Origin of the sequence: Hydrotalea sandarakina (assembly GCF_003254115.1) — a bacterium.
Lineage (GTDB): Bacteria > Bacteroidota > Bacteroidia > Chitinophagales > Chitinophagaceae > Hydrotalea > Hydrotalea sandarakina.
Genome location: NZ_QKZV01000003.1, coordinates 75,352 through 99,079, shown reverse-complemented (window position 1 = coordinate 99,079; position 23,728 = coordinate 75,352). Strand labels below are relative to the sequence as shown.

General features: G+C 35.9%; 24 protein-coding genes. 16 read left to right on the top strand and 8 right to left on the bottom strand.

Going from position 1 to position 23,728, the window contains the following annotated elements; translation table 11 throughout:
* The first annotated feature begins 55 nt into the window (after nucleotides 1-55).
* Together LX80_RS05625 and LX80_RS05620 are read left to right on the top strand one after the other, a co-directional pair.
* Nucleotides 56-1,132, top strand: coding sequence for an Ldh family oxidoreductase (locus tag LX80_RS05625; protein WP_111294137.1), 1,077 nt, complete (start codon nucleotides 56-58; stop codon nucleotides 1,130-1,132).
* Between the two features lie 89 nt (nucleotides 1,133-1,221).
* Nucleotides 1,222-2,109 (top strand): chitinase, encoded by an 888-nt coding sequence (locus LX80_RS05620; RefSeq protein WP_111294658.1) that lies wholly within the window; start codon nucleotides 1,222-1,224, stop codon nucleotides 2,107-2,109.
* A gap of 1 nt (nucleotide 2,110) precedes the next feature.
* Here LX80_RS05620 and LX80_RS05615 read toward each other — a convergent pair whose 3' ends face one another.
* Nucleotides 2,111-2,485 (bottom strand): DoxX family protein, encoded by a 375-nt coding sequence (locus LX80_RS05615; protein ID WP_146250395.1) that lies wholly within the window; start codon nucleotides 2,483-2,485, stop codon nucleotides 2,111-2,113.
* A gap of 159 nt (nucleotides 2,486-2,644) precedes the next feature.
* Here LX80_RS05615 and LX80_RS05610 point away from each other — a divergent pair, with 159 nt between their 5' ends.
* Nucleotides 2,645-3,967 carry an aspartate kinase gene (locus LX80_RS05610; RefSeq protein WP_111294133.1) on the top strand — a complete coding sequence of 441 codons (1,323 nt, stop codon included), beginning with the start codon at nucleotides 2,645-2,647 and terminating at the stop codon, nucleotides 3,965-3,967.
* An 80-nt stretch (nucleotides 3,968-4,047) separates the two neighbouring features.
* On the opposite strand, the gene queA is transcribed toward LX80_RS05610, so the two are convergent.
* Both queA and LX80_RS05600 read right to left on the bottom strand, forming a co-directional pair.
* Nucleotides 4,048-5,097: a tRNA preQ1(34) S-adenosylmethionine ribosyltransferase-isomerase QueA gene (queA, locus tag LX80_RS05605; RefSeq protein WP_111294131.1), complete on the bottom strand. Its 1,050-nt coding sequence runs from the start codon at nucleotides 5,095-5,097 to the stop codon at nucleotides 4,048-4,050.
* 150 nt (nucleotides 5,098-5,247) lie between these two features.
* Nucleotides 5,248-6,972 carry a dipeptide ABC transporter ATP-binding protein gene (locus tag LX80_RS05600; protein ID WP_245897998.1) on the bottom strand — a complete coding sequence of 575 codons (1,725 nt, stop codon included), beginning with the start codon at nucleotides 6,970-6,972 and terminating at the stop codon, nucleotides 5,248-5,250.
* Between the two features lie 153 nt (nucleotides 6,973-7,125).
* On the opposite strand from LX80_RS05600, the gene ccsA reads away from it, so the two are divergent.
* The 4 genes from ccsA (at nucleotide 7,126) to LX80_RS05580 (ending at nucleotide 11,196) form a co-directional block, all read left to right on the top strand.
* Entirely contained in the window at nucleotides 7,126-7,803 is a 678-nt protein-coding gene (gene ccsA / locus LX80_RS05595; RefSeq protein ID WP_111294129.1) for a cytochrome c biogenesis protein CcsA, read from the top strand.
* Nucleotides 7,803-8,021 carry a CcmD family protein gene (locus tag LX80_RS05590; protein ID WP_111294127.1) on the top strand — a complete coding sequence of 73 codons (219 nt, stop codon included), beginning with the start codon at nucleotides 7,803-7,805 and terminating at the stop codon, nucleotides 8,019-8,021. The genes ccsA and LX80_RS05590 overlap by 1 nt, the downstream gene beginning before the upstream one ends.
* 84 nt (nucleotides 8,022-8,105) lie before the next feature.
* Nucleotides 8,106-9,524, top strand: a complete 1,419-nt coding sequence (locus tag LX80_RS05585) for a Glu/Leu/Phe/Val family dehydrogenase (RefSeq protein WP_111294125.1) — start codon at nucleotides 8,106-8,108, stop codon at nucleotides 9,522-9,524.
* A gap of 175 nt (nucleotides 9,525-9,699) precedes the next feature.
* Nucleotides 9,700-11,196, top strand: coding sequence for a hypothetical protein (locus LX80_RS05580; protein WP_146250394.1), 1,497 nt, complete (start codon nucleotides 9,700-9,702; stop codon nucleotides 11,194-11,196).
* Here LX80_RS05580 and LX80_RS05575 read toward each other — a convergent pair.
* The gene (locus LX80_RS05575; protein WP_245897997.1) at nucleotides 11,193-11,621 is read right to left on the bottom strand and encodes a type I restriction enzyme HsdR N-terminal domain-containing protein; all 429 of its coding nucleotides are present in this window, start codon (nucleotides 11,619-11,621) and stop codon (nucleotides 11,193-11,195) included. The genes LX80_RS05580 and LX80_RS05575 overlap by 4 nt on opposite strands.
* Before the next feature lie 185 nt (nucleotides 11,622-11,806).
* On the opposite strand from LX80_RS05575, the gene LX80_RS05570 reads away from it, so the two are divergent.
* Nucleotides 11,807-12,577: an AMP nucleosidase gene (locus LX80_RS05570; RefSeq protein WP_111294121.1), complete on the top strand. Its 771-nt coding sequence runs from the start codon at nucleotides 11,807-11,809 to the stop codon at nucleotides 12,575-12,577.
* Here LX80_RS05570 and LX80_RS05565 read toward each other — a convergent pair.
* Nucleotides 12,574-13,230, bottom strand: a complete 657-nt coding sequence (locus LX80_RS05565; protein ID WP_111294119.1) for a heme exporter protein CcmB — start codon at nucleotides 13,228-13,230, stop codon at nucleotides 12,574-12,576. The two genes, LX80_RS05570 and LX80_RS05565, sit on opposite strands and share 4 nt — an antisense overlap.
* On the bottom strand, nucleotides 13,230-13,799 hold the full coding sequence (locus LX80_RS05560; RefSeq protein ID WP_111294117.1) for a thymidine kinase: 570 nt from the start codon (nucleotides 13,797-13,799) through the stop codon (nucleotides 13,230-13,232). The genes LX80_RS05565 and LX80_RS05560 overlap by 1 nt, the downstream gene beginning before the upstream one ends.
* A gap of 72 nt (nucleotides 13,800-13,871) precedes the next feature.
* On the opposite strand from LX80_RS05560, the gene LX80_RS05555 reads away from it, so the two are divergent.
* The gene (locus LX80_RS05555) at nucleotides 13,872-14,498 is read left to right on the top strand and encodes a hypothetical protein (RefSeq protein ID WP_111294115.1); all 627 of its coding nucleotides are present in this window, start codon (nucleotides 13,872-13,874) and stop codon (nucleotides 14,496-14,498) included.
* Here LX80_RS05555 and LX80_RS05550 read toward each other — a convergent pair.
* Nucleotides 14,471-15,733, bottom strand: coding sequence for a 3-deoxy-D-manno-octulosonic acid transferase (locus tag LX80_RS05550; protein WP_111294113.1), 1,263 nt, complete (start codon nucleotides 15,731-15,733; stop codon nucleotides 14,471-14,473). The two genes, LX80_RS05555 and LX80_RS05550, sit on opposite strands and share 28 nt — an antisense overlap.
* Nucleotides 15,734-15,848: 115 nt before the next feature.
* Here LX80_RS05550 and LX80_RS05545 point away from each other — a divergent pair, with 115 nt between their 5' ends.
* From LX80_RS05545 to LX80_RS05515, 7 genes are all read left to right on the top strand, one after another.
* A complete protein-coding gene (locus LX80_RS05545) occupies nucleotides 15,849-16,985 on the top strand; it encodes a DegT/DnrJ/EryC1/StrS family aminotransferase (RefSeq protein ID WP_111294652.1) in 1,137 nt (378 codons plus the stop codon).
* Nucleotides 16,982-18,289: a UDP-glucose dehydrogenase family protein gene (locus LX80_RS05540; RefSeq protein WP_111294111.1), complete on the top strand. Its 1,308-nt coding sequence runs from the start codon at nucleotides 16,982-16,984 to the stop codon at nucleotides 18,287-18,289. Before LX80_RS05545 ends, LX80_RS05540 begins: the two co-directional genes overlap by 4 nt.
* Nucleotides 18,290-18,293: 4 nt before the next feature.
* Complete coding sequence (locus tag LX80_RS05535) at nucleotides 18,294-19,274, top strand: UDP-glucuronic acid decarboxylase family protein (protein ID WP_111294109.1); 981 nt, start codon at nucleotides 18,294-18,296, stop codon at nucleotides 19,272-19,274.
* Nucleotides 19,275-19,293: 19 nt separating this feature from the next.
* Nucleotides 19,294-20,568 (top strand): nucleotide sugar dehydrogenase, encoded by a 1,275-nt coding sequence (locus LX80_RS05530; protein WP_111294107.1) that lies wholly within the window; start codon nucleotides 19,294-19,296, stop codon nucleotides 20,566-20,568.
* Between the two features lie 9 nt (nucleotides 20,569-20,577).
* The gene (gene rfbD / locus LX80_RS05525; RefSeq protein WP_111294105.1) at nucleotides 20,578-21,462 is read left to right on the top strand and encodes a dTDP-4-dehydrorhamnose reductase; all 885 of its coding nucleotides are present in this window, start codon (nucleotides 20,578-20,580) and stop codon (nucleotides 21,460-21,462) included.
* A gap of 91 nt (nucleotides 21,463-21,553) precedes the next feature.
* On the top strand, nucleotides 21,554-22,018 hold the full coding sequence (locus LX80_RS05520) for a redoxin domain-containing protein (RefSeq protein ID WP_111294103.1): 465 nt from the start codon (nucleotides 21,554-21,556) through the stop codon (nucleotides 22,016-22,018).
* Between the two features lie 171 nt (nucleotides 22,019-22,189).
* On the top strand, nucleotides 22,190-22,537 hold the full coding sequence (locus tag LX80_RS05515) for a T9SS type A sorting domain-containing protein (RefSeq protein WP_111294101.1): 348 nt from the start codon (nucleotides 22,190-22,192) through the stop codon (nucleotides 22,535-22,537).
* A gap of 11 nt (nucleotides 22,538-22,548) precedes the next feature.
* Here LX80_RS05515 and LX80_RS05510 read toward each other — a convergent pair whose 3' ends face one another.
* The gene (locus LX80_RS05510) at nucleotides 22,549-23,727 is read right to left on the bottom strand and encodes a class I SAM-dependent rRNA methyltransferase (protein WP_111294099.1); all 1,179 of its coding nucleotides are present in this window, start codon (nucleotides 23,725-23,727) and stop codon (nucleotides 22,549-22,551) included.
* Nucleotide 23,728 lies beyond the last annotated feature (1 nt).

The window sequence follows — 23,728 nt, the reverse complement described above, 5'->3', positions numbered from 1 at the left end:
TGCAGCAAGCATTGTATAAATTGCCTTTTTTTCTAGTAAAAATATCATTGAATTCATGTTGGTATCCTATTCTACTTTATTTCAGTTTACGAAAAATACTTTTTTACAAATGGGTTGTAGTGAACAACATGCACAAATGGCTACAACCGTTTTATTATCAGCTGATGTTAGAGGCATTGACAGCCATGGTGTTGCCAGATTAAGTGGTTATGTAAGATTGTGGGAAGCAGGGCGAATTAATGCCACACCGAATATTCGAGTTGTACACGAAACACCTTCTACCGCTGTGGTTGATGGAGATGCCGGATTAGGTTTAGTGGTTGCCCCTTATGCCATGAATGTGGCCATTCAAAAAGCACAACAATGTGGAACCGGCTGGGTAAGTGTTCAAAATAGCAATCATTTTGGAATTGCAGGCTATCATGCCATGATGGCTTTAGAATATGATATGATTGGTATTGCCATGACAAATGCCAGTGCACTTGTTGCACCCACATTTTCAATTGAGAAAATGTTGGGAACTAACCCTATAGCAGTAGCTATACCTGCCGGAAAGCAGCCTCCGTTTGTGGCTGATTTTGCCACCACCACTGCTTCTAATGGAAAACTAGAAATTTTGCAACGCAAAAATCAAGCAGCGCCATTGGGCTGGGTACAAACCGTTAATGGTGAGCCTACAACCGATGCAGCAATTTTGAAATCGGGAGGTGCTATGTTGCCCCTAGGAAGTGATAGAGAACATGGTAGTCATAAAGGTTATGCATTAGGTAGTATTGTTGATATTTTTTCGGCTGTTTTAAGTGGTGCATCTTATGGCCCATGGGTTCCACCATTCCCGGCTTATGTGCCTATGCCGGAAAATATGCCCGGTAAGGGACTTGGTCATTTTTTTGGTGCAATGCGGGTTGATGCTTTTAGGCCGGCAGAAGATTTCAAACATCATATGGATAACTGGATTGAGCGTTTCAGAAATGCTAAACCTGTTAATGAAGCGCAAAAAGTACTAATACCCGGCGATCCGGAACGTGAGTTAGAATCTATCCGTATGAAATCAGGGATTCCTTTACTGGAGCCGGTTGTAAATGATTTAAGAAATATTGCCCAAAAAATGAATATTGATACCGGTTTTTAAATGCATAAAATAAGTTGTGCTTTGGCAACGTATTTGCTAAAATGAATTTGTTTTTAATGAATTGTTGAATGATGGGTAACTATGTTAAAATGATTAGAACTTTAATAATTGTGCTTTTGCTTTGCACTGTTAGTATAACAAATGCGTCACCGCTATTTAACAATGGAACAATAAAAGCAAATCAATCAGAATTACTTCCGGTTCAAAAACGCGTTTTACAATATTTAAATGTCCAAAAATGGAATGAGTTATTTCCGCATCGCTTTGGTATAAAGAATGGTCAATCTTCAAACGATTTTTATTCCTTCAATGCATTTTTACAAGCGCTTCAGTATTTCCCTGATTTCTTAAATACTAATGATAAAGTTTTGCAAAAAAGGGAGTTGGCGGCTTTTTTGGCAAATATGGCTTATGAAACCGGGGGTGGGTGGCCTACCGCACCCGATGGTTATTTTAAATGGGGATTGCATTTTGTTGAGGAACAAGCATGCCTTAATGGTTGTCAACAATATTCAGATACTTCAAAAAAAAATTGGATGCCGGTTCCGGGAAAATCGTACCATGGACGAGGACCCTTACAATTAAGTTGGAATTACAATTATGGTCAGTTTAGTGAATTTTTATTTGGGAATAAAGACTCATTATTGCAACATCCCGAAATAGTAGCTACCAACGGGGTAGTAAGTTTTGCTTCTGCTTTGTGGTTTTGGATGCATCCGCAAAAGCCCAAGCCTAGTTGCCATGAGGTAATGGCAGGCATTTGGAAACCTAATGCATATGATAGTTCACGCAATATTTTGCCCGGCTTTGGTACGGTAATCAATATTATAAATGGCGGTATTGAATGTGGAAATAATAAGCCATATACTCAATATAGTCGTATGGGGTACTACCAATATTTTTGTAATTATTTGCATGTTACACCCGGTCCAAACATCGGATGTGCCAATCAAAAACCATTCAACAGGGTATTATAACTTATCGTGTAAAGGTATACGCCCAATAAATTAAGGCAAACTGCAATAGAGTTCTAATGAAAGCTATTTTCTTGGTAATAGTAATTTTTCCCCATTTAAAAGGCGCCAATTGTTGCATATGGATGTGAACGGGGAAAAAACTTGTAAGCATAGCCATAATTAGCCAGGCAGCCCAATACCTGGTGGCATCAAAATAAAGTGCTATTCCCAAACCAATTTCAAATAGTCCTGCCGCATAATTTAACCACCATTTTAAAGGGAAATAATCAGGCATGATTTTAATATATATTCTCGGGCGAATAAAATGATTACAACCTGCTGTAACATACAGCATTATCATTAACCATAATGATATAGAATGTGCGTTCAGGTTCATTTTATTGCTTTTATAATCTACTAACGTTTGTTATTTAAAAAGTGCAATGCTATATGCATATTGCCTATTACTTTTGCAAACAATTTAACGAAAATTGGTTAAAGCTACTTATTCGTTAAATATAAATTTTATTTTATTTAAAAAATACAGCAGGCAACTATGAAAGTAATGAAGTTTGGCGGCACCAGTGTAGGCAAACCGGAAAGAATGCACCAAGTGGCGCAACTAATAACTCAGGGTAATGAACCCGTAATTACCGTTTTAAGTGCATTAAGTGGTACTACAAATGCTTTGGTTGAAATAAGTAACGCATTATCTGTTGGCAATAAAGAAGAAGGCAGAAAACTTATTGAACAATTAGAAGGGCATTATCAGAATTTTATTCAATCGTTGGTGCAACAGCCTCAATATTTGCAAAAAGCCAAAAGTATTGTAGCGGAGCACTTTGAGTTTTTACATATCATTACCCGCATTTCATTCAGCGATGCATTGAATAAAGATATTTTGGCGCAAGGTGAATTAATGAGTACTCGTTTATTCTCTGTTTATTTAGAAGAGCAAGGAATTAATCACGTTTTATTGCCGGCACTCGAATTCATGCGCATAGATGCTAATGAAGAACCTGACTTACCTGCTATTAAAACAAAATTGAACGATTTATTACGACAATACCCTTCCGTTAAATTGTTTATTACCCAAGGATATATTTGTAAAAATGCACGTGGTGAGGTGGATAATTTAAAGCGTGGTGGTAGTGATTATACTGCTTCATTGATAGCTGCGGCTGTGAATGCAAGTGTTTGTGAAATTTGGACGGATATAGATGGTATGCACAATAATGATCCACGTGTAGTAAATAAAACTGTAGCCATAGAACAACTTAGTTTCGATGAGGCTGCTGAGTTAGCTTATTTTGGGGCAAAAATTTTACATCCTACTTGTATTTGGCCTGCACAGCAACAAAATGTGCCGGTTAAGTTATTGAATACTATGCAACCTTCAGCAAAAGGCACAACTATAATGCATGAGGCTGGAAGTGTTGGTGTAAAAGCAATTGCTGCCAAAGATGGTATCATTGCCATTAAAATTAGAAGCAGTAGAATGTTATTGGCCTATGGTTTCTTAAGAAAAGTTTTTGAAGTGTTTGAAAAATACAAAACTTCTATTGATATGATTACCACTTCTGAAGTGGCTGTGTCAGTTACAATTGATCAACCTACTTATTTAAAAGAAATTGTTAGAGAATTAGAACCTTTTGGTGTAGTTGAAATTGATACTGAACAAACAATTATTTCTATTGTCGGTAACCAAATAGCCGAAACGAAAGATGTGCTGAAAAAGTTATTTGATGCTATTCACACTATTCCTGTTCGTATGGTAAGTTATGGCGGAAGTCCACACAATATTTCATTGTTAGTACCATCCGGTTATAAAAAGGAAACTTTGCAACTATTGAACAAAGGTTTATTTGGTTTAGAGTAGATGCAGATAAAATATCTAAGTTTTCAAAAAAAAAGACTGCTCGCATTTGCGGCAGTCTTTTTTTCAAACAACTATTTTAATTAAAGTATCAATAAAGCATCGCCATAGCTAAAAAAGCGATATTTATCTTTAATAGCTTTTTTGTAAGCTTCCATAGTTAATTCATACCCTGCAAAAGCACAAGTCATAATTAAAAGACTTGTCTTTGGTAAATGAAAGTTGGTTACTAAACTATCAGCAACGCTAAATTCATAAGGTGGGTGAATAAAATGATTGGTCCATCCTTCGCTAGGTTTTAATAATTTTTGTGCAGTAAAGCTACTTTCCATGGCACGCATGGTAGTGGTGCCAATAGAACAAACTCTATGACCTGTTTGCTTAGCTGTGTTTACAATACGGCATGCTTCTTCTGTTATTTGATAGTATTCTGCATCCATTTTATGTTTGCTCAAATCTTCTACCTCAATTGGGCGAAATGTGCCTAAACCGGTGTGAAGTGTTACTTCAGCAAAACGAATACCTTTAATTTCACAACGTTTAATTAATTCTTTACTGAAGTGAAGGCCGGCAGTAGGTGCAGCAACAGCACCTTCGTATTTTGCATAAACAGTTTGATAGCGTTCTTTATCCTCCTCATCAGGTTTGCGCTTAATGTATTTAGGCAGGGGTGTTTCACCTAAGGTTTCCAACATTTCTTTAAAACTGGCATCATCCCCATCCCATAAAAAGCGTATGGTACGTCCACGGCTGGTGGTATTATCAATTACTTCAGCAACCAATTCCTCATTATCACCAAAATAAAGTTTGTTACCCACCCTAATTTTTCTGGCGGGGTCAACAATTACATCCCATAAACGATTGGGTTTATTCAATTCACGAAGTAAAAAAACTTCAATTTTAGCACCTGTTTTTTCCTTTCTACCATACATTCTGGCCGGAAATACTTTGGTGTTATTGACAACAAACACATCCTTGTCGTCAAAATAATCTAAAATGTCGCGAAAGTGTTTGTTTTCCATGTTGCCGGTTTTACGGTCAACTACCATCATTCGGCTGTCTTCTCTGCGTTTGGTGGGGGTTTGGGCAATTAAATTTAGGGGTAAATCAAAACGAAATTGTGAAAGTTTCATGTGTCATATCTTTTTTAAATGATAGCCACATTCAGTTTGCCGCCGCCTTACGGGGCGACTCGCTTCATGTTACGGCATGAATTTTTGAAGTTGGCAAAGTTACCATTATTTGCGCTTATTACAAAACGAATGTATAACTAATAGAATATTTTATAATATGGCATTTATCAATTCTTGGGTGTATGTACTGTTGGCATTTTGAAATATCTGCTCAGGCGTACCCATAGCTTCAATTTTGCCTTGGTACATAATCATAATTTTATCACATAAATATTGTAAAACACCCAAATCGTGTGAAATGAAAATTGCACTGAACCGGAATGAATGTTTTAATTCATTAATTAAATTTAAAATTTGAGCTTGAACACTAACATCTAACGCAGCAACACTTTCATCAAAAATGATGAATTCAGGTTTTACCGCCAAAGCCCTGGCTATTACTACTCTTTGCCGTTGCCCACCACTGAGTTCCCTGGGATATTTATGAAAATATTGTGCCGGTAATTTTACTTTCTCCATGAGTTGTAAAACCTGCTTTTTGCGCTCTTCAGCCGAATGGTATAATTGATAAACCTTCATAGGTTCGGCAATGGCTGCGCCAATGGTTTGCCGTGGGTTTAACGCAGCATACGGATCTTGGAACACCATTTGTATGGCTTGTTTTGTGTGCTTGGTAATGGGTGCATTCTTGAAATAAATAGATCCTTTCGCTAAGGGTACAATTTGCATAATGGCTTTTGCTAAAGTGCTTTTACCACAACCACTTTCGCCGGCTATGCCAAAAATTTCGCCTTGCAATACTTCCATTGAAATTTGTTTTACAACTTCTTTGGCAGCAATAGGTTGTCCACGCCAATTTTTCTTTAATACATAGCTTACGCAAACATTGTTTAATTGAAGAATAGGTTGTTTTTCATTGTTTTCTTTTGTTGAATAAAAGGGGTTTGTAATTGCTGATTTATTTATTTGTTTTTTTTCTATTATTTCCCCGGTAGGTAATTCTTCTATAAAGTCTTGTACCAATGGCAAAACTTCATTATGTTTATAATTGGAAGGACGGCATGCCAACAACGCCTTGGTATAAGGATGCTGCGGGTTATTGAATATTTGTTGGGTGGTATTGCATTCTACCATATGCCCTTTATACATAACCATAATTTTATGGGCATATTGCTTTACAACTCCTAAATCGTGGCTAATGAATAATATTCCTATGTTTTGACTTTTTTGCAGTTGCTGCAATAAATCGAGTAGTTTTTTTTGTACTGTTCCATCCAAAGCAGTGGTGGGTTCATCACAAATTAATAAATCGGGTTGGCAACTCATGGCCATAGCAAGCATTACCCTTTGCTTTTGGCCACCACTTAATTGGTGAGGGAATTTTCTGAAAATGCTTTCAGGATCTTTTAATTCAACTTGTTGCAACAATTCTATTGCTTTTTGTTGCGCTTTTTTTGAAGATATGGTTACATGCGTTTGTAAAGCTTCTACAATTTGAGCACCGCAAGTCATTAAAGGGTTTAATGATGACATTGGTTCCTGAAATACCATGCCTATTTTATTACCTCTTATTGAACGTAATTGCTTGTTAGAAACTTTTAGTAAATCAATAGTTTCGTTATTCACGTTCAAATAAATGTGACCATTTTTATAATGAACCTGCGAGCCGCTTATTAATTGTAGAACTGATAAGGCGGTAACCGATTTTCCGCTACCGCTCTCACCAACTATGGCTACCCATTCCCCCTTTTGAACAGTTAAACTAACATTTTTAATAGCCGAAGTTGATTGGTGATAATGTACAAAATCAACTGAAAGTTGGTCTATATTTAATAATGGGTTGAACATTACGCTAATTAAACCATTTTTTTGCATACAATTTCTAAAAATTTGCAATATTGTTTAAATAGTGTTTATGCAAAATGCTGGTAGGTTAATGTTTGCGTAAATTTTAAATTTGTTATGCTTTAGTTGGATGGCAAAGCACTAATTTTGCTGAACTAAATTTGTTGGCTCAGCCCATTTATTATGATTAAGTTAGCCTGGTGGAAGATATTAAGTTTTGTTTTATTAATGTACACTTGTACTATGGGTTTTTTGGTAAAAGTGCCAACACCACCGGGTGTTCCTTTGCAGCAAAGTATCCGTAATTTATTTTTCCACGTACCAATGTGGTTTGGAATGAACATTTTGTTTTTAGTGTCATTCATTTATGCGATTAAATACTTGCGTAATCCCTTAAAGAAATATGATGCCTATTCACTTGAATTTGCCCGAACCGGAATTGTATTTGGTATATTAGGTTTAATTACAGGTGCTATTTGGGCAAAATATCAGTGGGGAGCAGCATGGAGTGGTGATGCGAAGCAGAATGGTGCTGCCATTGCCTTATTAATTTATTTGGCCTATTTTGTTTTAAGGGGGTCTTTAAATGACGAAGAGAAGAAAGCTAGGGTGGGTGGCGTATATAATATTTTTGCATTCTTCATGTTGTACCCATCTATTTGGATTTTACCCAGGTTAGTAGAAAGTTTGCATCCGGGTGGGTTAGGCAGCGATGGAAATCCTGCTTTAAATGGAAACGATTTAGATGCTTCCATGCGTTTAGTGTTTTGGCCGGCAGTTTTTGGTTGGACCTTATTGGGCGTTTGGATTACAACTTTACGCATACGCCTTTACTTTATTAAAGAAAAAGCTTATAACTAATGATACAAAAATCAAAATTTTGGCTACTCACTTGCGCATTTTTACTAATTAACTATGTTGTATTGGCACAAACCAATGTGCCGGATGATGGCAGTTTAATGAAAAGCAATGGAAAGATTTATGTAGTTATGGCAGTAGTTATAGTTATTGTTTTGGGTTTGTTTATATACCTCTTTGCTTTAGACAGGAAGTTGCGCCAAATAGAAAAGGATAAATAAAAAATAAATTAAATGCTTTAAATTTATTATTTTTAAAAACAATTTCTTCATAAAATCGATATATTAATATTAAAACGATTGATTATGTCAAATGAACAGTACAGCTTTTTTCATAACGTTGAACGCAGTTTTGATAAAGCAGCAAAATTTACCAAATGGGATAAAGGTTTATTAGAACAAATTAAAGCCTGTAACAGTGTTTACAGAATGCGTTTCCCCGTAAAAATGGATGATGGTAGAATTGAAGTAATTGAAGCTTATCGTGTGCAACACAGCCAGCACAAAACTCCTTGTAAAGGTGGTATTCGTTTTAGTGATGCTGTTGACCAAGATGAGGTGATGGCTTTGGCAAGCTTAATGACTTATAAATGTGCCATTGTAAATGTGCCTTTCGGTGGTGCAAAAGGTGGTATTAAAATTAATCCCCGGAATTACAGTGCATATGAGTTAGAAAAAATTACGCGCCGCTACACCAGTGAATTGGTTAAGAAAAATTTTATTGGCCCCGGTATTGATGTTCCGGCACCTGATTATGGAACAGGAGAAAGAGAAATGGCATGGATAGTAGATACTTATGCTTCATTAAAACCCGGTGAATTAGATGCTGCCGGTTGTGTAACCGGAAAGCCTGTTTCGCAAGGTGGTGTTAGAGGAAGAAAAGAAGCTACCGGTTTAGGAGTTTTTTATGGTGTTCGCGAAGTGTGCAACATGGCCGATAGAATGAAGAAGTTAGGATTAACACCCGGTGTTGAGGGCAAAAAAGTAATTGTTCAAGGTTTAGGTAATGTGGGTTACCATTCTGCCAAATTCTTCAGAGAACATGGTTCAATAGTAATTGCCATTGCTGAATATGAAGGTGCCATTTATAATGCAAATGGTTTAAATGAAGAAGAAGTTTTTCAACACAGAAAAGCAACCGGCTCAATTCTAAACTTCCCCGGCGCTACCAATATAACCAATAGCAAAGAAGCATTAGAAATGGAATGCGATATTTTAATTCCTGCCGCATTGGAAAATGTAATTAATGAAACCAATGCAGATAGAATTAAAGCAAAAATTATTGGTGAAGCGGCTAATGGTCCTTTAACTCCTGAAGCTGATGCAATTCTTAATAAAAAAGGAGTTTTAATAGTACCTGATATGTATTTGAATGCAGGTGGTGTTACAGTATCTTATTTTGAATGGTTAAAGAATCTGTCGCATGTACGTTATGGCCGTTTAGAAAAAAGATTTACCGAGAATATGAATATGCATATTTTAAGCCAAATGGAAAATTTAACCAGCAAAAATGTATCCGAAGCAGAACGCAAATTCATATTACATGGTCCTGAAGAAGTTGACCTTGTACATAGTGGGTTAGAAGAAACCATGATTACCGCTACTCAGGAAATTATGGAAATTTGGAATAACAATCCTGAAATACCCGATATGCGCACTGCCGCTTATGTTTGTGCTATTAATAAAGTGGCTACTTCTTATAATGAATTGGGTATATTCCCATAGTAGTTATCAATTATTTTATAAATAAACGAGGCTGGCTTTAAGTAGTCAGCCTTTTTTATTTGATTCGGTACAGGCAATGTTATGTTGGAACAGAAATAGGCAAATTATTCAAAGAATCAGCTCATTTATTTTTCAATTATAAATAGTTGTAAATTGATGAAAAATAATTGGTGCCATGTTAAAGTACTTATCGGTTATCTTATTACTTCCTCTGTTTTCTATGGCACAAACTCCTAATTGGATCAATAAAATATTAAGCGATAACCTTATTCGGTTACCTGTTTATTCGGTAGATACAATAAGTACGCATATGCTGTATCTACCTATGGCATTTGGTCAATCTAATTTTTTGGATACCAATGGAGTTAGTCATTTGCAAAATGCCGATATTTTATCTGTTGATTTGGTATTTACCGATTATCCTGCATCCAATAATTTGTTTGCATTAAATGCAGCAAGATTTATATCTTTATTGCAATTAATTCCATTTATTCATCATCAAAGTTTTACGCAATGGAGGGTAATTCGGCAAATGGATGGGAAAGATGCAAACAGTGCCGCTTTATTAAAACACGGGTTCGTTATTCATTATAGAAATTCGGTTACTTTAGAAAACAGGAACAAAGAATTAATTCAAATAAAACAAACTGTTACATCATTAACAGAAATAAAAAAAACAAATGCAATTGCTAAGGCAACTGCTTCATCAGAACCTATTACAAAAAAACAGAAAGTAAGGTATTGGGACGAAATTTATGGGTCAACATCAAGCCCTGCTACTCCCACGTTTTATATTAACAACAGACCTTTGTTGCAAGTTGCAGATACCCCCTTTATTCATTTAACCGAGTTTGATTCAAGTTTTAGTATTCCAACCAATATTGCCATTCAAAAAAGAATATTAACGAGAAGACAAGTACAGCAATATCAAAAAACGCAGCAACTATATTGTTTAGTAGGCCCACCCAGAAAATGGGAAGAGGATACCCCCAAACGAAGCAATCCTTCTACCAATGCCATTATTGCTTTGCCCGATACAGGGTTGTTACACAGTTTAAAAAGTTTGCCTTGTAAAAATGCTTTAGTCATTGCAGATGTAACGGCCAGTATGTCATTATATACTATTCAACTGTTACATTGGTTACAGCAAATGGATAGTTTGCATTGTATATCCACATTTGCATGTTTTAATGATGGTAATGACATAGTTACTGAAAAAAAAGTGGTGGGTAAAACAGGTGGAGTATATACTGCCAAGTATGTTAATATGGCAGCTGCAGCCGGTTTAATGGAATTAGCCATGCAAAAAGGATCGGGTGGTGATACGCCTGAAAATGTTTGTGAAGCTATTATAAAAGCCCTTGAAGCATGTAACAATTGCGAAGAGGTTTTTCTTATAGCCGATAATTATGCGCCGGTGCGTGATATAGTATTGGTGAATCAAATAAAGAAACCAATACAAATATTGGTATGCGGGGGGCAAATAGGTGTGCACCCGGATTATGTTACCATTGCAGCCACTACAGGTGGAAGTTTATATTTTCCCAATTTAGTAGTGAAAGATTTTAGTGCACTAAAAAATGGCGGTGTACTCAAAATTCGGTCACTTCCATATAAACTTAATCAAAAGGGAATGGCAGAAGTGGCACCAGGCAATAGTCCAATCAATTAATAGTCGGGTAATTGATTTAATGCCACGGCATTATGAGTATCCCAGCAAAAGGTTTCATTCCCGTTCGTTAATACTAAAAATTGGCATTGTAACTTTTGTTGATAACTTAGAATTTGATCAATCGTTTGGATTGATAATTTTACTTCCATTTCTTTACATTCTATCAGCATCCAGGGTAAATTATTTTTATAAACAGCAATATCGAAGCGTTTTTTTTTATCGTTTAATGAAATTTCTTGTTCTACAGCTATTAGCGAAGCCGGATAATTTTTTTGATGCACTAAATAGTTTAAAAAATTTTGACGTACCCACTCTTCAGGGGTAAATAAAATCCAACGTTTTCTGTAAGTATCAAAAATAAAATTCTTATCGTTCTTTTTTTTTATTTGAAAGTTCGGTGGCGGATATTTAAGTTGAATTATCATGCAAAAAGATTAAAAATTTCGCTAAAGAAGCATAAATATAGTGTGCTAATATTTTTTTTGAAAGAATAATATTATTTGCCAAAAACTATTACTTTTATCGGTTAAACTAAAAGGGGTAGGTGGTAATTTAGTTTTTTGCCGACGAATAGCATTTTATTCAACAAATAGTACATTATAAAAAAGTTATGAAAACAAAAGCAGAAATTGTTAGAAATTGGTTGCCCCGCTATACTGGCGAAAAGTTAGAAAACTTTGGGGAATACATTCTATTAACCAACTTTAGTAATTATGTTGAAAAATTTGCCGAATGGAATAATGTAGAAGTGGTAGGTAGAGACCGCTCATTTACCTGTGCTACTGCAAATGATATAACCATTATTAATTTTGGCATGGGAAGTCCCGGTGCAGCAACGGTAATGGATTTGCTTTCAGCCATTGAACCAAAAGCTGTTTTATTTTTAGGGAAGTGTGGTGGTTTAAAAAAGCGTAATAAGATAGGCGATTTAATTTTGCCAATTGCTGCTATAAGAGGCGAAGGAACTTCAAATGATTATTTTCCGCCTGAAGTTCCTGCATTACCTGCATTTGCCTTACAAAAAGCAATTTCAACCACCATTCGTGATTATAAGGTAGATTATTGGACCGGAACTGTTTATACTACTAACCGAAGGGTATGGGAGCATGATGAAAAATTCAAAGAATACCTTACTAAAATAAGGGCTTATGCTATTGACATGGAAACTGCAACCATTTTTACCGTTGGTTTCTTCAACCATATACCAACCGGTGCTTTATTATTGGTAAGCGATTCGCCAATGATACCGGAAGGGGTAAAAACTGAAGCAAGTGACAAAAAGGTTACCAGCAAGTTTGTTGATAGGCACATTAAAATTGGCATTGATTCTTTACTTCAATTAAAAAATAATGGATTAACGGTAAGGCATTTGCGTTTCTAGTCTTTCCATAAAAAGGGAAACAAAATGTAGGCGAGAATGATTACCATGGCATCTAAACCGGTCATTAACGCAATCATTTGCCATAAACCGCCTTGCACAACACTTGCAAATCCTATTGAAGAAATTTTTATTAAAAGTAGTAATTGTGGAATAATAATAGGGAAGCCCATTATAGCCATTAATGCAGCTTGTTGTTCTGCTTTTGCTGCAATAGCGGCTAAAAAAGTAAATACCAAGCTTAAACTAATTCCGCCCAGCATACTTATTCCAATAAAAGCAGTGGCATTGGCTAAAGGGTTTCCCAATAATACGGTAAATACTGCCAAGCTTAACAAACTCATTAGCAGCATGAGCAGAGCGTTGAAAATAAGCTTGGCAATAATAAAATCGCCGGCTCCGGCAATGGAATAAAAGTAAAGCATTCTGCCTCTGCTTTCTGCTAAAAAACTTTTAGCTACCGCATTAATGCAAATGAACAATTGAATAACCCAAAATAAGGCATTCCATACCTTATCTTCTGGCTGCCCCATGCTTAAATACACTACAAAAATGGTTGAGGCAACATATAAAAGAATACCATAAAAAGTATATTGCTGCCTGGTTTCCAGCAAAATATCTTTTTTAATTAAAGCAATTATATGTTGTTTATTCATTAAGGCTTAATTTGATGACATTTTCTGCAGCGAGGTTCATATATATCTTTTTCACCTAATAAAACTTGCCCCATTTGATCTGTTTTACGGTGTGATATGTTGGCAATATTACCACATACTACACAAATGGCATGCAGTTTAGTAATGTAGTCTGCTTTAGCCAATAAATTGGGCATTTGGCCAAATGGGTTACCCAAATAATCCATGTCTAATCCGGCTACAATAACCCGTATGCCACGTAAAGCCAATTTTTCACAAACCTCACTAATTTCATCATCAAAAAACTGGGCTTCATCAATGCCTACCACATCAACATCTTGTGCTAATAATAAAATAGTTTGCGAGTTTTCAATAGGAGTTGAGGCAATAGCATTGGCATCGTGGCTAACTACATCCTGAGCATCATATCGCGTATCAATGGCCGGTTTAAAAATTTCAACTTTTAAATTGGCTATTTTAGCTCTTTTCAAGCGCCTGATTAATTCTTCCGTTTTACCACTAAACATGCTGCCGCATATTACTTCTATCCAACCAATTTTATCGCCTTTAATATGTGGTTCTATAAACATTTTAATAAAGTGTTAATTGAAAAAAGCTTGTTAACTTAGCCATCATTTCAAACCTCAAATGTATTACATACTATGCAAACTGTAGATACTCTTCTTCATAAATTAAATGAGCAAAGAGCCGCAGGCGAACCCGTGGTTAATTTATTAACTACCATTCAACAATTATGGACAGCCTTACAGGAAGAGATGACAACGGTTAAAACTGAGCATGCTTTTGTTTCTGTAGTAATGCCTTTTCAAACTCCTATCACACAACAACAATCACCTCAATCCATAGAACAAAAAGTTCATACAAATGCCATTACTGATGATAGTTTGAAAAGCAACACTTTCATTAAAATTAATGCAACAGTTGGAACAAAGGAAAAAATGGATATGCCTAATGTTTTTGAAAATGTAACAAGTTTAAATGATAAATTAAAACCACAACAAAAAGAATTGGCTGCCGCTTTACAGGAAACACCTATTAAAGATTTACGAAAAGCAATTGGTATAAATGATCGCTATCTGTTTGTGAAAGAGTTATTTAATGGCGATGAAAATTTATTTGAAAAGAGTATTAAAACAATTAATAATTTTTCACTTTACCCCGAAGCTGCTTTTTGGGTGCAAAAAGAATTACAACAAAAGTTAGGCTGGAAAGATGATAATGAAGTAGTAGCTGTTTTTAATCAATTGGTTAGGCGCAGGTTTTCTTGAATAAATTGAATGATGCCATATGTTGAACCAGCATGTTGCAAAACGAAATTGCCGGCACTGTTGCAAACTTTACCATAGTATTCGGGGTCGGATAATAATTGAATGAAAATTTTTTCTAAGTGAAGCGCATCTTCAATGCTAAAAGCACCACCCACTTCAATAAGCGATGCTGCTTCTACGAATTTATCGTAAACCGGTCCAAATACTACCGGTTTAAAATAAACAGCGGCTTCTAATACATTGTGTACACCATCATCGCCAAAGGCACCACCAACATAAGCAATTGTAGCATAGCGATACAATTTGCTTAGCATACCAATATTATCGATAATTAAAACATTTTTATTTTCTGCGGTAACTCCCGCCAATAAATCTGAGTAGCAAATATGATGCTTATATAAGTTTTTACATTCGGCAATTCTATCTTCATCAACCTCATGCGGCGCAATAATGAAAAATAATTCCTGATGGGTATTTGCAAAATGATCAAGCACCTCATCATCTTCCGTCCAAGTACTTCCAGCAACAATTACTTGTCGGTTATCAATCAGTTGTTCAATTAAGTTATTCTCGTAAAATTCTTTAGCTATATGTATTACTCTATCAAAACGAGTATCGCCCATTACAGTAGTTTTTTGTTCTAATCCAATTTTGGTTAACAGTTGATTGGATTGCTCATTTTGAACAAACAAATGTTTAAAGCAATGTAGCATGTAACGATGTAGCCCACCATACCATTTAAAAAAAGGTTGGTTGCTTCTAAAAATTCCCGAAACTAAAATTGCCGGGATATTTTTTTCGTGAATGCGTTTTAAATAGTAATACCAAAATTCATATTTCACAAAAACAACTAAAGAAGGCTGTACAATTGATAGCCATTTTTCGGCATTTTTGCTGCCATCTATCGGTAAATAAAATACCCAATCGGCTATGCTGTCGTCTTTTTTGGCTTCATAACCCGATGGTGAAAAAAAAGAAACCAGAATTTTATAGTTTGGAAACTTCAATTTTAACTGTTCCATTAAAGGACGTCCTTGCTCAAACTCACCAATACTTGCACAATGAAACCAAATGATTGGTGCTTTGTTGTTTTTTAAAGCCAAAGCTAATTTTTCAAAAATATCTTTTCTGCCCTTTAGCCACAAAGCAGCTTTTTTATTGCCGCCTTTTATAACATGGGCAACAAATACGTAAAGGCTTAAAAAAAGGTTATAAAAAGGTAATTGCCACTTCATTGTAACCACAAATAAACACTTTTATACAATTACCTGTACCACTTATGGCATGAAATATGTAAAACTGTTTTCAATTATGTTTTTGTTTTACTTTTGCCGCACTTAAATGAAGCCCATGAAGCCTATACAAATGGTAGATACCAAAGGCCAGTATCTGAAAATAAAGCAGGCCATACAACAAGGAATTGAGGAGGTTTTGGAAAGTGCTGCTTATATCAATGGTCCTGCAGTTCAAAGATTTACTCAATCACTCAATCAGTACATGGGTAGTAAACACACTATTCCTTGTGCCAATGGAACCGATGCTTTGCAAATTGCCCTTATGGCATTAGGGTTACAACCGGGCGATGAAGTAATTACCCCATCGTTTACTTATATTGCTACTACCGAAGTAGTGGCCTTGTTGCGTTTAACCCCCGTTTTTGTTGATGTAGATCCGGTTACTTTTTGTATAGATCCGGAAGCTTTGCAAAAAGCAATTACACCCAAAACGAAAGCAATTGTGCCCGTTCACTTATATGGACAGGCTGCTAATATGGAAGCTATTATGGCTATTGCTAATGCACACAATATTTATGTAATTGAAGATAATGCACAAGCTATTGGTTGTGCTTATACGTTTAGCAATGGCAAAACTGTTAAAACCGGCACCATCGGCCACATTGGTTGTACCTCATTTTACCCCAGTAAAAATTTAGGTGCTTATGGAGATGGGGGCGCTATTTTTACCAACGATGATGCCCTTGCCGAAAAAATTAAGATGATTGCTAATCATGGACAAAAAGAACGTTATTATCATGAAGTGGTGGGCTGTAATTCCAGATTAGATGCTATACAAGCAGCTATTTTAGATGTTAAATTGAAACATTTAGACGAGTATATTGCTGCTCGTAATGCGGCTGCAGCATTTTACAACAATGCCTTTGCCAATAATGCTGCAATCACAATTCCGGGAGTGGCTAATTATACCAATCATGTGTATCATCAATATACTTTAGTATTGAACGGAATAAACCGCAATGCATTAAATACTTATTTGGCCGAGCAAAAAATTCCTTCAATGATTTATTATCCTGTACCGGGGCATAAACAAAAAATGTTTAGCACATTTGGTTTGCCTGAAGTGAATTTGCCTGTTACCGATTGGCTTACTGAAAGAGTTATTTCTTTACCCATGCACACAGAATTGGATAATGAACAATTAGAATATATTAGCTCACACGTTTTAAAATTCGTAAATAACAACATATGAAGATAGCAGTAGTTGGAACCGGATATGTAGGTTTAGTTTCCGGCACCTGTTTTGCCGAAACCGGTAATCATGTTACTTGTATTGATATTGATGAAAAAAAAGTAAAAAAGCTGGCATCTGGAACCATCACTATTTATGAACCCGGCTTGGAAAAAATATTTATTCGTAACTTAAATGAAAAGCGTTTAGATTTTACTACCAATTTAGCTGAAGGCATAAAAGATGCACAAATTATTTTTTTGGCTTTGCCTACACCGCCGGGTGAAGATGGTTCGGCCGATTTGAAATATGTGTTGGGTGTAGCAAGTGAGTTAGGTAAGTTATTAACTGATTATAAAGTAATTGTTGATAAAAGCACCGTGCCTGTTGGTACTGCCGAAAAAGTTCGGAATGCTATAGCTGAACATTACAAAGGTGAATTTGACGTAGTAAGCAATCCCGAATTTTTACGGGAAGGCGTTGCTGTTGATGATTTTATGAAACCCGATAGAGTAGTAATAGGAACTACCTCGGAAAGAGCACGTAAAATAATGGGTGAACTATATGCACCTTATGTGCGTCAGGGTAACCCCGTTATTTACATGGATGAAAAAAGTGCAGAATTAACCAAATATGCAGCCAATTCATTTTTGGCAACTAAAATATCATTTATGAATGAAATTGCGCAGTTGTGTGAAAGATTGGGTGCTGATGTAGATATGGTTCGACGGGGTATTGGTAGCGATGAAAGAATCGGGAAGCGATTTTTATTTCCGGGTATTGGTTATGGCGGAAGTTGTTTCCCCAAAGATGTTCAGGCTTTAATTAAATCGGCTGAACAAGTGCAGTATGATTTTAAAATTTTAAAAGCAGTTGAAACAGTTAACGAAAATCAGAAATTACATTTATTGCCTAAAATAAAGCATTATTTTAATAACCAACTAAAAGGTAAGCACTTCGCAATTTGGGGCTTGGCTTTTAAACCCAATACCGACGATATACGCGAAGCACCGGCTTTATACATTATTAAAGCATTATTAGCTGAAGGTGCAACTGTTACCGCATTTGACCCTGAGGCCATGCATAATGTAAAACAACAAATTGGTAATGTTATTGAATATGCTAATGATCAGTACAGTACATTAAACAATGCAGATGCTTTAATAATTGCTACCGAATGGAATGAATTTAGAACGCCTGATTTTGATATGATGGTTCAAAAAATGAAACATAAAGTTATATTCGATGGCAGAAACTTATTTGATGTAAAAGCAATGCAGGATAAAGGTTTTTATTACGAAAGTATTGGCCGTCCAAAAATGTAAATAAATGGAAAAAAAGCGCGTATTAATTACCGGCGCAGCCGGATTTTTAGGGTCACATTTATGCGATAGATTCATTAAAGAAGGTTACCATGTAATTGGAATGGATAACTTAATTACCGGCGATTTGCGAAATATTGAACATCTTTTCAAATTACCGGATTTTGAATTTTATCATCATGATGTTTCTAAATTTATACATGTGCCGGGTCGCCTAGATTATATACTGCATTTTGCTTCACCGGCCAGCCCCATCGATTACTTAAAAATACCTATTCAAACACTGAAAGTAGGCTCATTAGGTACGCATAATTGTTTGGGATTAGCTAAAGAAAAGAAAGCACGCATGTTAATTGCTTCTACTTCTGAAGTTTACGGTGACCCATTGGTGCACCCGCAAACAGAATCCTATTGGGGAAATGTAAATCCAATAGGCCCCAGGGGTGTGTATGATGAAGCCAAACGTTTTCAAGAAGCTATTACAATGGCTTATCATACTTATCACGGATTAGAAACCAGAATTGTGCGCATATTTAATACATATGGGCCCCGTATGCGGTTAAATGACGGCCGTGCTCTACCTGCATTTATAGGCCAGGCTTTGCGTGGTGAAGATTTAACGGTTTTTGGTGATGGTAGCCAAACGCGCTCTTTTTGCTATGTTGATGATTTAATTGAAGGAATTTATCGGTTACTTTTAAGTGATTATCCTTATCCGGTGAATATTGGTAATCCTAACGAAATAAGTTTAAAAGATTTTGCTGAAGAAGTTTTAAAACTTACAGGTGCAAAGGTGAAAATAGTTTATAAGCCTTTACCTGTTGATGATCCTAAACAAAGACAACCTGATATTTCCAAAGCGAAAGAAATATTAGGATGGCAACCTACCATTGATAGGAGTGAAGGCCTAAGAAGAACCTACGAATATTTTAAACAGTTACCAAAAGAAGAATTGTTTAAACAACCGAAAGAATTTACACAGCATTAATTGCAAAATTCAATTGCGTATGCAACCCAACCCCACGGTGGCTATTATTGGTATGGGCTATGTAGGCCTTTCGTTGGCATTGGCTTTCGCAAAAAAATTTAAAGTGGTTGGTTATGATATTGATGTAAATAAAATTCAATTACTACAACAAAACATTGATCCCAACCAAGAGTTTAATGCGGAAGCATTTGAAGCATTAAACATAACTTTTTCGAATGATGAACAGTGCTTAAAAAACTGTTCATTTTATATTGTAGCGGTACCCACCCCCGTAAATGGGGAGCGTATTCCCAATTTAACACCTTTGCTTAAAGCTTGCCATACGTTGGGTAATGTTATTAGTAAAGGCAGTACCGTTGTATTTGAATCTACGGTTTATCCGGGTTGTACTGAAGAAGATTGTATTCCTGTTATTGAACAGAACAGCGGATTAAAAGCCGGCGAAGATTTTATGTACGGTTATTCGCCCGAACGAATTAATCCGGGTGATAAGCAACACACTTTACAAAAGGTTATAAAAGTAGTGGCCGGATGTAATGAAACTGCTACTAAGCAAATTGCGACTCTGTATGGGGCAATAGTTGAAGCGGGTATTCATATTGCGCCTAATATTAAAACGGCCGAAGCTGCTAAAATTATTGAAAATACTCAACGTGATTTAAACATTGGTTTAATGAACGAGTTGTCCATGATTTTTGATAAAATGGAATTAAATACCCATGAGGTGTTAGCAGCTGCAGCAACAAAATGGAACTTTATGCCTTTTACACCCGGATTGGTGGGTGGGCATTGTATTGGTGTTGACCCTTACTATTTAACTTACAAAGCTGCGAAGTTAGGCTATAACTCACAAATTATTACCGCTGCACGAATGATTAATGATGGTATGGGCAAATACATTGCCGATAAAATTATTCAGCATTTAATTGTTGCGGTTGATGTGGTTAAGCAGGCTAAGGTGTTAATTATGGGTGCCACCTTTAAAGAAAATGTGGCCGATATTCGCAACGCAAAAATCGCAGATGTGGTAACAGCCTTGCAGCAACTTCAAATTCAGGTGCATGTTACTGATCCCAGGGCTAGCCATGAAGCATTATTAAAAGAATATGGTTTCGGATTGATTGATCAAATACAAAACAATTACGACATTGTGGTAATAGCCGTAGCGCATAATGAATATAAAGCATTGGATGATGCCTATTTTGCCCAAATAACTTTGCCGCATGCTTTAATTGTTGACGTGAAAGGAATTTATGCCAACAAAATATTTTCCAGAAAATACTGGACTTTATAAATTTCGAATATGGAATTACCTCTTATTTTAGTTACCGGTAAAAATGGGCAAGTAGGAACTGAATTACAGCAGTTATCGGAAAAATTTGCCCAACACTTTCGTTTTGTTTTTTGCGATAAAGAGGCACTTGACATTTCGAACGAAACTGAAGTGTTACAACTTTTTCAGCAATATAAACCTGCGTTTTGTATTAATTGTGCAGCATACACTGCCGTTGATAAAGCCGAAACTAATCAGCAACAAGCCTATGCCGTTAATGCTGATGCTGTTAGTTATTTAGCTAAAGCTTGTTCAAAATATAATGCTGTATTGGTTAGTTTCTCAACCGATTATGTGTTTGATGGTACTGCTACTCAGCCTTATTTACCCGACAGTCTAACCAATCCCATAAATTACTATGGTTATACAAAATATATGGGCGAAAAACTGGCATTAGCAAATTGCGCCAAAGCCATCATTATAAGAACATCATGGGTATATAGCAGCTACGGCAACAACTTTGTTAAGACCATGATTCGACTGATGAAAGAAAAAAATGAAATTGGCGTTGTAAGCGATCAGTATGGAAGTCCAACTTACGCGGCCGACTTAGCATTAGCAGTCATGACAATCATTACAACACTTAGTACCCAATCATTGCAATCAGTTCCTTACGGAATTTATCATTATGCTAATCAGGGTATAATTAGTTGGTATCAATTTGCGTTGGCCATACAACAAAATATGCAGTTGCAGTGCAAAGTAAATGCCATTACAACGGCACAATTTCCAACTGCTGCCAAAAGGCCGGCATACAGTGGTTTAAATACCGAAAAAATTACGCAGGTATTTGGTATTCGGCCACCCGAATGGCAAAATAGCCTGCAAGCCTGTTTACAAATTCTAAAAAAATAATATTTCAATTACTTTATGATAATGAAAGCAACCAATTTAGTTTTCGTATGTTGTATTATAAATTTTATTTTTAAACCTTAAAACCTCATTTATGCAATTACATCCAGGCATGCCTGCGCCCGATTTTACTTTGTACGATACTGAAAAAAATCAGGTTACATTAAGTTCATTCAGGGGTAAACAGGTTATATTGCTATTTTTTCCAATGGCATTTACCGGAGTATGTACTAAAGAATTATGTTCTGTACGCGATGGTATTGCTGTTTACAACAATGCAAATGCCGTTGTTTTAGGCATTTCTGTTGATTCGCCTTTCACATTGGCTAAGTTTAAAGAAATAGAACAATTGAACTTCCCTTTATTAAGCGATTTTAATAAAGAAGTTTCTACAGCTTATGGAGCAATATATGATAATTTTATTGGTTGGATGAAAGGCGTAAGTAAGCGTGCTGCTTTTGTTATTGATGCTAACGGCATAATTCAATATGCCGAAGTGTTGGAAAATGCCGGCGAGTTACCTAACTTTAATGCTATTCAACAAACGCTGGCAGCCTAATGCCTTTATTTATTTGGTTTAACTGTATTTTAAGGGGGTATAACTTGTTAATGCTCCCTTAATTTTTCTACAAGCCCTCCTGAGAAGTTCATACAAATGTTGTAGTAATTGTTAAGGCACTATATTTTTTCAATCCTTATTGCTAACTTAGCATTGTTTAAGTGTGCTTGAATGATTAAACTTTACTTAACTTTTTTATTTGCTTTCAGTTTTTTTGCAGGTAATGCTAATCCTGAAAAAAGCCCGTTTCCCGATGTTTTCGATCAGGTAAAAGTAGTGACTGTATATCCTAATCCCGCTACATCATTTGTAAATTTTGAATTCGAATCCAATCAAAATTATAAAAATTACACACTGTATATTTTTAGTTTCATTGGCAAAAAAATGAACGAGTATGCCGTAGATGGCAATAAAATAACTGTTCCTTTAGATGAGTATTACCGTGGTATGTATGTTTATCAATTACGCAATCAAAATGGCATGATTGTACAATCCGGTCGTTTTCAGGTGGTGAAATAATGGATTGGTTCCTATTTATCTCTTACCTCAACAATTAAAAATTTTAGGTATTCCGTATTTTCCAGTCCGCGAATAATAGGATGGTCATTGGATTGTGTTTGGAAAGTAACTTGCCTGATTTTTTTTCGTGCATCTTTAGCAGCCCATTCAATGGTTTGCAAAAACTGTTGTGCATTCACCAAATTGGTACAACTGCTTGTTACTAAAAACCCACCATTCGCCACCAATTTCATTCCTCTTAAATTAATTTCTTTATAACCATTCAAAGCATTTTGAATGTTTTGGCGGCTTTTTGTAAAGGCCGGTGGATCTAACATTACCACATCAAATTTTTGTTCCTCTTTAGCCCATTGCTTCAATACATCAAATGCATTGGCAACTTCAAAGTGGCAAATGTTTTCTAAATGGTTAAGTGCAGCATTGCGTTTGGCTTGTTGTATGGCTGATTCACTAATATCAATGCCTTTTACGGAAGTGGCTCCATAATGTGCAGCATGTATTTCAAATGTACCGGTATAGGTAAATGCACCTAATACTTTTGCTTGTTTTACTATGGGTGCAATGGCACTTCTATTGTGTTGTTGGTCTAAAAAATAGCCGGTTTTTTGGCCATTTTCAATATCAACATAAAATTGCAAACCATTTTCTCGTATAATGATTTCCGTTTCAAAGGGAGCCGATAAAAAACCTTTTTGTTGAGTTAATCCTTCTAATTCGCGAACCGGAACATCATTACGCTCATAAATGCCTTTGGGTTTAAAAATTTTTTCCAATGCATCAACAATGGCGGCTTTCCAAACATCTGTTCCCAAAGCCAATGTTTGTATAACAAAATAATCATTAAACTTATCAATAATAAGGGCAGGTAGTTCGTCGGCTTCGCCAAATACCAATCTGCAATTTTCGTAATAACCCAATTTTTGACGGTATTGCCAAGCGTCCAAAATTCTTTTATAAAAAAAATGCGCATCAACCGGTTCTTTTTTCCTGGTTAATAAACGAACAGCAATTTGTGATTTAGGGTTAAAATAACCTATTCCAATCCATTTTTTGTCAATTGTATAAACTTCAACTAAACTGCCAGCTTTAATGCTATCAGGGGGTATTGGTTGCAATTCATTACCAAAAATCCAAGGGTGGCCACCGGCAATTCTTTCATTCATTTTTTTGTTTAAAAAAACCTTCGTCATT